At 63.7% G+C, this 11,064-nt stretch carries 12 protein-coding genes and 2 pseudogenes; 7 read left to right on the forward strand and 7 right to left on the reverse strand.

Translation table 11 applies throughout. The annotated features are described in order from the left end of the window. On the reverse strand, positions 1-142 hold a 142-nt coding region (locus ACLQI9_RS06695; protein WP_442391344.1), incomplete at its 3' end, for a dodecin family protein. Between the two features lie 488 nt (positions 143-630). On the opposite strand from ACLQI9_RS06695, the gene ACLQI9_RS06700 reads away from it, so the two are divergent. Beyond that, positions 631-825: a hypothetical protein gene (locus tag ACLQI9_RS06700; protein WP_442378774.1), complete on the forward strand. Its 195-nt coding sequence runs from the start codon at positions 631-633 to the stop codon at positions 823-825. Positions 826-934: 109 nt separating this feature from the next. Continuing rightward, a complete protein-coding gene (locus ACLQI9_RS06705; RefSeq protein ID WP_442378776.1) occupies positions 935-1,219 on the forward strand; it encodes a hypothetical protein in 285 nt (94 codons plus the stop codon). An 81-nt stretch (positions 1,220-1,300) separates the two neighbouring features. Here ACLQI9_RS06705 and ACLQI9_RS06710 read toward each other — a convergent pair whose 3' ends face one another. Beyond that, positions 1,301-1,639, reverse strand: coding sequence for a hemophore-related protein (locus ACLQI9_RS06710; protein WP_442378777.1), 339 nt, complete (start codon positions 1,637-1,639; stop codon positions 1,301-1,303). 223 nt (positions 1,640-1,862) lie between these two features. Between ACLQI9_RS06710 and ACLQI9_RS06715 the strand changes: the two genes are divergently transcribed. Then, a complete protein-coding gene (locus ACLQI9_RS06715) occupies positions 1,863-2,111 on the forward strand; it encodes a hypothetical protein (RefSeq protein ID WP_442378779.1) in 249 nt (82 codons plus the stop codon). A 209-nt stretch (positions 2,112-2,320) separates the two neighbouring features. Here ACLQI9_RS06715 and ACLQI9_RS06720 read toward each other — a convergent pair whose 3' ends face one another. The 3 genes from ACLQI9_RS06720 to ACLQI9_RS06730 all read right to left on the reverse strand — a co-directional run bounded on the left by ACLQI9_RS06720 (position 2,321) and on the right by ACLQI9_RS06730 (position 4,260). Then, positions 2,321-2,761: a hypothetical protein gene (locus ACLQI9_RS06720; RefSeq protein ID WP_442378781.1), complete on the reverse strand. Its 441-nt coding sequence runs from the start codon at positions 2,759-2,761 to the stop codon at positions 2,321-2,323. Further along, positions 2,751-3,122: a hypothetical protein gene (locus tag ACLQI9_RS06725; RefSeq protein ID WP_442378782.1), complete on the reverse strand. Its 372-nt coding sequence runs from the start codon at positions 3,120-3,122 to the stop codon at positions 2,751-2,753. Before ACLQI9_RS06725 ends, ACLQI9_RS06720 begins: the two co-directional genes overlap by 11 nt. 658 nt (positions 3,123-3,780) lie before the next feature. Continuing rightward, on the reverse strand, positions 3,781-4,260 hold the full coding sequence (locus ACLQI9_RS06730; protein WP_442378784.1) for a class I SAM-dependent methyltransferase: 480 nt from the start codon (positions 4,258-4,260) through the stop codon (positions 3,781-3,783). Positions 4,261-4,831: 571 nt separating this feature from the next. On the opposite strand from ACLQI9_RS06730, the gene ACLQI9_RS06735 reads away from it, so the two are divergent. Next, positions 4,832-6,034 (forward strand): CaiB/BaiF CoA transferase family protein, encoded by a 1,203-nt coding sequence (locus tag ACLQI9_RS06735; protein WP_442378786.1) that lies wholly within the window; start codon positions 4,832-4,834, stop codon positions 6,032-6,034. A 134-nt stretch (positions 6,035-6,168) separates the two neighbouring features. On the opposite strand, the gene ACLQI9_RS06740 is transcribed toward ACLQI9_RS06735, so the two are convergent. Then, positions 6,169-6,555: a FadR/GntR family transcriptional regulator gene (locus ACLQI9_RS06740; RefSeq protein WP_442378788.1), complete on the reverse strand. Its 387-nt coding sequence runs from the start codon at positions 6,553-6,555 to the stop codon at positions 6,169-6,171. A gap of 50 nt (positions 6,556-6,605) precedes the next feature. Between ACLQI9_RS06740 and ACLQI9_RS06745 the strand changes: the two are divergent. The 3 genes and pseudogenes from ACLQI9_RS06745 to ACLQI9_RS06755 form a co-directional block, all read left to right on the forward strand. Beyond that, positions 6,606-7,281, forward strand: a pseudogene (locus tag ACLQI9_RS06745) (aldehyde dehydrogenase family protein); the annotation flags it as partial. A gap of 15 nt (positions 7,282-7,296) precedes the next feature. Beyond that, positions 7,297-8,565 carry a cytochrome P450 gene (locus tag ACLQI9_RS06750; RefSeq protein ID WP_442378790.1) on the forward strand — a complete coding sequence of 423 codons (1,269 nt, stop codon included), beginning with the start codon at positions 7,297-7,299 and terminating at the stop codon, positions 8,563-8,565. 170 nt (positions 8,566-8,735) lie between these two features. Beyond that, positions 8,736-8,959 (forward strand): annotated as a pseudogene (locus tag ACLQI9_RS06755) (cytochrome P450); the annotation flags it as partial. A gap of 128 nt (positions 8,960-9,087) precedes the next feature. Here the strand turns inward: ACLQI9_RS06755 and ACLQI9_RS06760 are convergent. Next, the coding region (locus tag ACLQI9_RS06760; RefSeq protein ID WP_442378792.1) for a thioester reductase domain-containing protein at positions 9,088-11,064 on the reverse strand (1,977 nt) is incomplete at its 5' end.

Genomic DNA, 11,064 nt, shown 5'->3' on the forward strand with positions numbered 1-11,064 from the left:
GGCCGCGGACGGACTGCACCTCGAACCAGTCGAGTCCGCGTGTCGTCTCTGCCGCTCGGGCCAGCCCGTTGCGGATAGCCGCGTCGATGCCATCGGGTGATGTACCGACTATTTCGATCACCCGGTACGTGTGGTTGGTCATGGCGTCCCTTTCTGCGATCGGCGGGTGAAGGATAGTCCAGGGACGCTGTGCGACAACGCATTTTTCTCGGTGGGTGCTCCCGGAACGGCCGGTTTCGTCAAACGGGTTCCAACTGGGGTGTGGGTGGCCGCTACGACTACCGAAAGTGCCTGACGCACTCAACCAATCCTGACCACCTGCTTCCCAGCGTGCCGTCTCCGACGAATGTGCCGCCCCTGCGGATAGCCGACCTGTACGCGGCCGGACGGAAGCATGCCTGAGTTGGATATGCCCAGGTTGGCCGTCCCGGGGCCCGGAACGAGGACCAGCAATGCCAGATCACCCAGCACCCCAGGACCGCCCACCACTCGACGACGCTCAGCGCCGGGTAAAACGCAAGCACCATCCGGTTCCGCGCAGAACGGAGATGCACTGCGAGTCTTCCGGTGCAGATCCCCGCGTGACTTGCGTAGTCTCGAACCGGTACCGACGACGAAAGATTCACAATTATGAAGGCAACGGTTCCCGAAGCCGAAAACGCCATCACCGACGTCGCCCAGCGCCACGGGCTCTCCCGCGAGGCGGTGCTGGCCATGCTGAATAGGGGCACATCACAGCAGGTAGATCGCCAATTCGCGCAGATAGCGACCTTGCGAGCAGCTTTTGAGGCCGCAGGTTCGAATCCTGCCGGGGGCACCATCTGACCAGCGCAGACGCAAACCCGTGCAAGATTCATGCAATTAGGTGCCATTGAGGGAAATAATTTCGCTCAATGAAAAGGCGTGGCTCCGAAACCGATTGGAGCAACCACCCATGACCACCACCACCATGATCACCGCGCTCACCGCGCTACGCGGATGCCAAGCGCAACTGAAATCCGCCCACGTCGACGCGTGGGCCGCGGTCGACCACCTGGCCGGCGCCCGCGAAAGTCGCGCCATCGAACTGATGACCAAAATCGAGGACGCCCTCGCCCACGCGCAACGGTTGGCGTTCTGCGTCGAGGGCGACCATCGCGCAGACCAAGCCAGGGGGCTGCGGCGGGGTCCACATCGTGGCGTACCGGAAGGGCCGCAGGTTCGTGGAGGTGCCGACTAGACGAACCGCTTCGGCAGGAATACCGAGTGCTGGAGTCCGATATCGGGATGGGCGAAAGCAAGAAGCTCGTGCCCAATCTGCTCAGTAGTTGTTGCAGGTGCTGAAGACCTGCTGGACAAGTCCAAACTGCTGGTCAGCCCCTGGCTGGCTCACCAACATCTGGGCGATCTGCTGGCGTTGACTCGGCGGCGAGGCGAGGAACTGACGCAAAAAGGATTCGCTCTGCGGCGAAGAGTTGAATTGCGCGGCGGCTTGGGGATTTGCCGCCTGCAGCGCCGACATCACCTGCCCGTAATTGCAGGTGGTGTTGACAAACGGACCTAGATCCGGATCGGCGGACGCGAGCCCGGCCCCAGCGGTAAACGACAATGCTAGGCCGCAAACCCCGACAGCCAATCTAGTCAACGATAGCGTGGCCATTTTTGGATACCTCCAGCTAATCCACTCCTAGACGGCGACGACATCAAGCACAGCGGCTACCGTCTTTAGTCGACGCTAGCAGGCGTGAGGGGACGCGTGATCGCGTTGGCCGCGATGGCCAGGGGCGGCGGCGGGGCTCGGCGCCTGGGGAGCCTTTCGCAATTACGTCGACGACGACGCGTGGGAACCGCCCGACGACGCGCCGCCGCTGTAAAGGAGAACCATGAACACGGTGAGAACCATCGTTGCCGCCGCCGCAGCCGTGGCGGCCATCGTGGTCGCGGCGGCTGGTACGGCTGGCGCCGACCCGACACCCGCGCCAACACCCGGATTCCAGATACCAACTCCCGGTGGTGGTTCGGCGTTCCCCGGCACCCAGACGTATCCGCCGATCTGCGGCGTGGCACCGCTGGCCTGCGCACTCAGATACCACGCCGACACCGGCACCTGGCAGCCGACGTCAGCCGGGTAACCCCTAAACCCCACCCACACGAAGATTCTTTTTGGGTGTGGTGGCCGGCCGGCCGGCGGGCCGACTGCTTTCAAGTAGTGGACACGGAAAAGGCCCCGGCAGCCCGCGAGAGGAGGACGGGCTGGCCAGGGCCTTTTCGTGCCGCAGGCTGGGCGGCGATTCCGGCTGCGGGAAACACCTGGAGGAAGAAACCGCTAGCCCGGTGAGTTCTAGATGATGATCGGGAGGTTGTTGTCCCGCGAGTAGGCGGCTACGTTAGTACGCTCATTCGGGCCTGGTTCGTGGTCGTCCTCGTAGACCGGGACAACGCTGTCTCCCACACAGACTTCCGCGCAAGTCACGCCGGACCACAAGTTAGCGATCCAAGGAATCCGCTTCAGATTGTCGGGCATTGAGCGGCCACGCAGAGCGCGGTGAGTGACCAGGACGACTTTGCCATCGCGGAGGTGTTCGAGTTTGCGCTTGGCGTTGATGATCTCGTCAGTGCCGTCGCTCAGATATTCGGCGTGCCTCGGGTTTCCGACTCCGTGCTCCGCCTCCGGGTTGCCGTCCTCGATCTGTCTCTCCAGCAGGTTCTCCAGGTGCTCGCGAATCCCGTTGATGTGGGCAGCCTCTCCGCCGATGAAGTCGTCGCCAGCGTCAATTGGCACGGTCGCGCCTGTCTTCCATCTGCCACCGCGCATTGGCCGCAGCACGAGCCTTCTCCGACCGGCGGCTGCCGGTGGCTTGCGGTTTGGGCATGGCCTCGTTGAGCTTGCGGAGCATTCGCTCGGTGGCAGCATCGAGAAGCCTTACCTCGGCGCTGATCTTGACCTTCTCGGAAGCGTCGTCCGTTGACTTGTAGAGCTTTTCAAGCTCGACCTTTCGATCGGTTTGCGAGACAATCATGTCCAGAACGGCCAGTTCCGTTGCAGCCCAGACCTGATTCCGGCCAGTTTGCCGATTCAGCGTGGCTAGCTGATCGTCTAGCTGTTTCCGCAGCTTACGGGCTTCTGAGGTGTGACGGACCATCATTCTCCTATCGGTTGGCGGCGTCTATTCTCCTGGTCAGCGGCCAGATCCAGCGTTTGTGCGTGCGGCGACCGGGGTCAGCAGTCGTTGGCCATGTCCCGCCAGCGGGTGGCAGGGGGGGTCTTCGGGGTAGGGGGGGTGGTGAACCGGCGCGGTGGGTGCGGATGGTCATCAGTGCGGTGTGTTGGGATGGTGTGGGAGACAGGCATTCCCGGTGGGTGGATGGTGGATGGTGCAGTGGCCCATAGTTTTTCGGGGTGGTGCATGGTGCGGAGTGGCCGGTGGGAAGTGCCGCCTGGTGTGGGGCGGTGTCGTGGCCGGGGTGGCGTGTGTGGATGGTGACCGTTGGGGTGGGCGTCAGGTGGCAGTGGCCACGGTGGGTGGCTCGGTGAGTGTGGTTGTGTCACACCGTGTTTAACGTGGTGGGGTGGTGGCGGATTCCCGTGGGGCAGTGGTTGGATGGTGGCGTCGTCCGGGCTGGTGTGGATGGTGGCGGTCGGTGCAGTGCCGGGGTGGTGATGTCCCCGGATCTAGTCGCCGTTTCATCGGGCTGGCAGGCCCTCCAGCTTTTGCCACGGCTCGCAGCCATGAGAGTCGAATGCGTAGTCAGTTTTTTGGATCACCACTTGGATCACCGTGTCGGGATTGTCTGTCGAGTTCATCTGGTGCAGCACGCTCGAACGTCTCGCACGAGGGAGGTGGGGTTTTCAATGACGAGATCGCCGCTCGGTGAAAGTAACCGACGCATCTCGGCTAATGCTTGGCGTGCATCCTCGATGTGCTCGATGACCTCTGAGCACAAGATCAGATCGAAATGGGCGTCGGGAAAGGACGATCGGAGAATGTCGTCGTGCACAAGTCGCAGATTGGAATGGGCCTGTTCGAGGGGACGCAGCCGACTTAAGTAGGCGTCCTCAATGTCGACCCCGAATGCTTCGGGAGCCAACTGCGCGAGGGTCGGCAGGTACACGCCCGATCCCGGCCCGACGTCCAGAGCGCGGCTCCTTGCGGCACCCCATCGGTTGAGCGCCGCGACGATCCAATCACGCCGCGAACAATGCAACCACCGACGGGTCGGATTCCTTGATTCGTAGAGGGTGCGCTGCAGTTGAAACAACGCGTCGCTTGAGCCGTTCACGCCGCTCAAATCGACTTGACCGCCGCGGATCCTGCCCTGTCCGCGCGAGCCCCGATGCAAAGCACGGATGTTCCAATCGGAAGCGTGCGGTGCGAAACGATGAACCATTCGATCCGGGTGAGAAGCATGCTCAGAGCGTCGATGAAGGGAGTACCGACGCCGTGCGGCTCTTTCGCCGGCCTCGCGCGCCGTCGAAACCACATCGGGAGGGCCAGCCAACTGAAGACGTGAGAAATCCAGAGCACTTCGCAGCCACCGCGTTCTAGATCTTCACGGAGCGCTTTCCTCGTGTAACGCCGTGCATGCCATCGGTGAGCATCCCGACCGCCTCGGTGGAGCTGCTTGCCAGCTCCTCAAACTCGGCCCCAGGCCACCGCTATTACCCAAATAAGTCAACTATATGGTGCTAGCGTGAGTGCGCACGCGGGAGCGTCCCGACGGTCACCACAGCACCGCTTCGCGGTGACGACGCGCGGCCCGGATACCAGCGCTACGTCCCCTGCCACTCAACGGGTGGCCGCTATGGTCTCGCGCGAGAGATACTTTGCTGAGATCAGGAAGGCAGGGCGCAGTGAGCGGACCGTTCGAGGGTGTACGGGTGCTCGAGGTGGCGGCATGGACGTTCGTGCCCGGCGCCGGCGCGATCATGGCCGACCTTGGCGCCGATGTGGTCAAGGTGGAACCCCCCGGCGGCGATCCGCAACGCGCGCAGCATAATTCGCTCAACACCGACGACTCGGCGCCGAAGCCGTACATCGAGATCCCCAACCGCGGGAAACGCAGCATCACCGTCGACCTGCGCATCCCTGCCGGCCAGCATGTGCTGCATCGGCTGGCCAACGCGGCCGACGTGTTCCTGACCAGCTATCTGCCCGCAGTACGTCAACGACTGCATCTCGACGTTGACGATCTACGGGCCACCAATCCACAGTTGATTTATGTGCGGGGCAGCGGATGGGGCAGCCGCGGAACCATGACCAATGTCGGCGGGTTCGACATGGCCGCGGCCTGGGCGGCGGCGGGTACTCAGCACAAACTGACACCACCGGGCTCCGGTGAACCCATCCCCGCGCCCGCGGCCTTCTACGATCTGCAAGGCTCCAACTCGATCGCCGGGGCGGTGGCCATGGCGCTGTTTCGTCGGGAACGAACCGGCCGCGGCGCGGTGATTGACGTGTCGTTGCTAAACACCGGGATGTGGGCCATGAGTCCCGATCTGTTCGCGGCCGCTCAAGGAGAGCTGCCGCGGCAGAACCGGCTGACCGCGAACAACCCGATCGTCAATACGTACCGCACCAAAGACAACCGATGGCTCAATCTGGTGTGCCTGCAACCTGATCGGTTCTGGGCCGAACTGTGCGGGTTGCTGGGCCGCGACGACCTCGCCGCAGATGCGCGCTTCGCTGATGCGGCGCAACGCTATGCCAATCGCAGCGCCTGTATTGCCGAACTGGATGCCACCTTCGCCACCCGCAGCCTGGCTGAATGGCAAAAGGCGCTGGCCGATTTCAGCGGGGTGTGGTCAGCGGTGGCCACCTTTGATGAGGTCCGCCGCAGCGAGCAGGTTGCCGCCAACGGCTACCTGCCCGAGGTCATCGGGAACGACGGGAGACCATTTCAGCTGGTTGCCCCGCCCTACCAATTCGACGAGCAGCCGACCAGGCCCCGTGGGCCGGCGCCTGAAGTCGGCCAGCACACCGAAGAAGTGCTGCTCGAGAGTGGGTTGAGTTGGGAGGAGATCGGCGCCTGCTATGAGCAGGGAGCCTTGGGATGACACGTCGGCTGCAGCCTGCCTAGGTGTAGAGATCGATTACCGACTCGGTGGCCAGATCGCCCCACAGCAGTTTTTTGGCTGCGACTTCCATGTGGGCGCGCCAGAAGCGTTCGACTTCACCGGGGTCGCCGGCTTCAAGCAGGCGGATCAGTTTCGCAAACGCCCGAATCGTCTGGCGGAAAGGGGTTTCGATCTCGGCGGGCCGATCTGACGCGCTGACCGCGCGACAGATTCCGGCTGATCACCTCACGCAACATCCCGCTGAAAATCGCCAACGTGTTATTACCGCACCGCTCCATGATCAGGTCGTGAAACCGGTAGACCGCCGCGGCCCACTCGCCGAAGTCCGCGTCCTCGACGCCGCCGTTGACCAGCACCGCGAGCAATCCGACGCTGGCAGTGAGATCATCGATGTCGCGCTGCGTGTGCGACACCGCCAGCATCCGCGCGGCCACCGGTTCGATGACCTTGCGGGCTTCATACAGGTCGGCCAGGGTGGTCGCCGAGAGTTGCAACAACAACCCGGAGTCCTTAGCTGCCCCCGATATCGGGCGTGGACACCTCGACCCCGGCCACCATCGTGTTGGAAGACGCCGATTTCGGGTTGGCGTGTGCGATCGGGATCGCGCCCTGCATGCACGCCGGGCAGGGCTGCGCCAACCCAACCCCCTTGCTGCTGCCACGATCTCGCGACGACGAGGGCGTGACGACCCTCAAAGGTATGTATGAGAACGTCATGCCGGGAGACCCCCAGGATCCCGCGACGCTGTGCGGGCCGGTGATCTCCGACAGACAGCGCACACGGCTGCTAGGCTCCATCCAGAAGGGCATCGACGAGGGCGCTACCTGCCTGGTCGGCGGCACTGAGCCGCCCGCCGGGTTTGCCAAGGGATTCTGGCCCGGCCAACGCTTTTCGTCGACGTAGACAACACGATGACCATCACACAGGAAGAGATCTTCGGGCCGGTCCTCGCCGTCATCCCGTACCACGACGAAAAGGACGCCATCCGCATGGCTAACGACAGCGTGCACGGTCTGGCGGGCGATGTGTATCCGGTTCGCTTGAGCACTCGCTCGCCGTGGCGCACCGGCTACGCGCCGGGTTCATCGGGGTCAACGGCGGCGCGCGCTACGGGGCCGATACACCGTTCGGCGGCTACAAGGCCAGCGGCGTCGGCCGCCAGAACGGTGTCGCCGGGTTCGACCAGTACACCCAGATCGAGTCGGCGGGCTACCCCGCTACCTGAAGGAGAAATACCAGAGTGGATCTGTTTGACGATCTAGAGGACTTTGGAAAATTCGATGATGCGGTTTCCGGCGATGTCCGGGACCCATACAGCGGGCTGGCCCTGATGAGGCGCGAACAACCGGTGCAACGCCTGGACACGTCGACCATGCCGCACGAAGAGTCCAAGCCCGTCTTCATGGTGTACCGCCACGAAGAGGTGCAGCAGATGCTTCGGGACAACGAAACGTTCTCATCCGCCATCATCGACGCACCCGGTGACGCCCCGGGCAAGCCCGTCATTATCGGGATGGACGAGCCCGAGCACGGCCGCCACCGCGCCCTGGTCTCCGAGGCCTTCTCGCAAAAGGCGTTGGCGCGTTGGGAGCACGAGCTGGTCGGACAGGTGGGGAACCAGCTGATCGACCGGTTCGCCGATCGGGGGCGCGCCGATCTGACGAGGGAATTCACGTTCCCGTACCCCACCCAGATCATTGCCGGTCTGCTAGGTTTGCCGCGCAAGGACTATCCGCAATTTCAGCGCTGGCTCGTCGCGTGGGCTAGGGAATATCGTGTTATATCGCCATTGCTGTCCGTGGACCCTGCAATCGCGATGTCCCCCGACCTCTTCAACCGCGAGCGGGGGCTCGCCGCGTCAGAGGCATTGCGGGAGTACTTCATTCCTGTCCTTGCCGCCCGGCGAGAGGAGCCCCGTGACGATCTGATCAGCGGCCTCGCCCAGGCCGAGATCGACGGGGAGATGCTTTCCGACGAGGAGATCTTCTCCTTCTTGCGGCTGCTGATGCGTGCCGGTGTCGAGACCACGTCTCGCTCGCTTGGCAACCTGTTGTTCGCGCTGCTGTCCAACCCCGATCAACTGGACGAGGTCCGTTCCGATCGCTCGCTTATTCCGCAGGCGATCGAGGAGGCCGTCCGGTGGGAGCCGCCGGTGCTCACTGTCACCCGCGTGGCCACCCACGACACCGAGCTGGCGGGTGTGTCGATCCCAGCCTGCTCGGCGGTCATGCCGGTGCTGGGCGCGGCCAACCGGCAAGAGGATCGGTATCCAGATCCCGATCGGTTCGATGTTTTCCGTTCCGCGCGGGCCCACATCGGTTTCGGCCACGGGGTGCACGTCTGCCTGGGAATGCATCTGGCGCGGCTGGAGATGCGGGTCGCGCTCAACCTACTCTTCGACCGCCTACCCAACCTGCGACTGGATCCCGAAGGCGACGACCCGCACATCCGCGGGCAGGTTTTCCGGTCGCCGACGTCGCTACCTGTCCTGTTCGGGGCGGCGGACTAGGCCATTAATCGCCGCGGTTATGCGGAAGATTCTTGTGGCAGAAGAGAATTACAGGCCCGCAGATGACCGACTTTGACTCGGTGGATTACTTCACCGACCAATCTCTGGTCGCCGACCCTTATCCCTACTTTGACTACTTGCGGTCCCGGTGCCCCGTTCGGCGCGAGCCGGGGGGTCTGGAGCATGTGCCAGTTGCGCAAAACTCGTTGGAATTTCTGGACGGCATGTTCATGCCTACATCGAGGATCGCCGCCGGAAACCCCGCGAGGATGTGCTGACGTCGTTGGCGGAGGCGAAGTACCCGGACGGATCGACCCCCGAGGTGCTCGAAGTGGTTGGGCTGGCGACCTTCCTGTTTGGCGCCGGGCAGGAAACCACCACCGAGCTGCTTACGAATCCGCATCGACATGCACACGCTGTTCAACGATCTTGCCATCGAAATACCGCTAGCCGCTTGATGATTCAGCGCAAGCCAGCCATTTCACATCGCCAACAAATTGTCGGAAGTCGATCCTCAAGCGGCTAGAGCAGTCCGAGCAGTTGCAAGTCGGAGACGTACTTGATGATGATCGGCGCCGAGACGTGGGGGATGTCGTTGTCGGGGCCGATTTTCGCTTCTTGCACCGCAGCACGGAACCGATCAGTCGGGGCAAGCGATCCCCGGATCGGCTCTGCGGGCTGTAAATGATTGGAATTGTGCAACGGATTGGAAGTGCGCAACGGCAACTTCCACAGCAGCGAGTGCTGACGCTGTCGATCCGGCAGAGCACTCAGGCCGGCCTCAAACCGCTCCAACCACTCCCCAAAGTCACCGATGCGCTGGATCGGGTAACCGGCCTCGATCAGCCAGTCGACATACTCGTCGAATCCGATCCCGTCGTCGTGCGGGTTCATCACATGATAGGTCTGAAACCCGTCGACCAGCCGGGCACCGAGCGTGGCGATCGCTTCGGCGACGAATTCGACGGGCAGCCCGTCGAAGTGGGCACGCTGCCGGTTGCCGTCGGCGTCGAGCTGGTAGAACGAGTCGGGCGCGATGCCGGTGGCCACCAGGGAAAGCATCATCCGGGTGAAGTTGTCCGGCACGTTGAGCTGGCCCGCGTAAGTGGTGTCGGCCAGGATCATGTCGCAGCGAAACACCGCGACCGGCAGTGCGCACAGGTCGTTGGCCTCGCGCAGCAGCACTTCGCCGGCCCACTTGCTGTTGGGGTAGCCGTTGTCGATTGTGCGCGTGGGGCTGATGACCCGGATGTCGGCGTCCTCGGTGAACGCCGACGGCTCGATCTGCTCGCCCACGCTGCCAGTCGACACGTAAGCGTAGGGCTTAATCTTTGTGGTGAGCGCGATGCGGATCAGCTCGGCGGTGCCCACGACGTTGGGCCTGAACAGCTGGGTGTAGGGCAGCACGTGGTTGACCAGGGCTGCGGGATCGACGATCAGATCGACGGTGTCGGCCAGCCGCTGCCAGGTCTGCTGGTCCAGGCTTAGGTCGGCTTCACCCCTGTCGCCGGCGATGACCTCCAGATGATCGGCGGCCAGTTCCTGGAAGTGCCGCAGTAGTTGCGGGTCGCCGCTGTCGAAGGTCTTGTCCAGACGGCGGCGCGCATCTTCGTCGGACTCGGCACGCACCAGGCAGATCAGCGTGCCGTCGACTAGGTCCATCCGCTCCAGCAACTCCAGGGCCAGATAACGCCCGAGGAAACCGGTCGCCCCGGTCAGCAGGACCGTCCGAATTTCGGCGCTCGGACCTGGCAGCCCCGGAGCGCCGGTTATCGTCGTGGCGTCGATGAACTTGTCCAGCGTGAGATCGCCGGCGCGCACCTCGGTACTGTCGCGGCCGTGCACGGACGCAAAGCTGGGCCCCTTGACCTCGCGCTTTTGCTCGGCCTCGAAGTCGTTGGCCTGGTCTTCCACCACGCTGGCATGAGCGCCCAACTGTCGGCTTAAGCTTCGTACGGACGGCGCGTCGAATAAGGTGCGCACCGAAAGGTGGGCATCGAGGCGAGTGTTGATGGTGGCAATCAGGCGCATGGCGGTAAGCGAGTTGCCGCCGACGTCGAAGAACGAGTCGTCGACCCCGACGCGCTCGAGCCCCAGCACTTGGGCGTAGATACCGGCCAGGATCTCCTCGGTGGGACTGGCCGGGGCGCGGTAACGGTCGGTGTCCTGGTATTCGGGTGCTGGCAGGGCGCGGGTGTCGAGTTTACCGTTGGGTGTTAGCGGCAGCGCGTCGATCACCACCACCGCCGCCGGGATCATGTAGGCCGGGAGCCGCTGCGCCAGCGCGGCGCGTATCTCGGCCGGGTCCGCGGTCCCGGTCACATACCCCACCAGCCGCGGTTCGCCGGGGCGGTCCTCACGGGCGATCACCGCCGCCTGCCCCACCCCATCCAGCCCGGCCAGTGCGGCCTGGACCTCCCCGAGTTCGATGCGATACCCGCGGATCTTGACCTGCTCATCAGCGCGCCCCACATACTCCAGCTGCCCATCGGCACGCCA

Origin of the sequence: Mycobacterium sp., from assembly GCF_052143115.1 — a bacterium.
In the GTDB taxonomy this organism is placed as follows: Bacteria; Actinomycetota; Actinomycetes; order Mycobacteriales; family Mycobacteriaceae; genus Mycobacterium.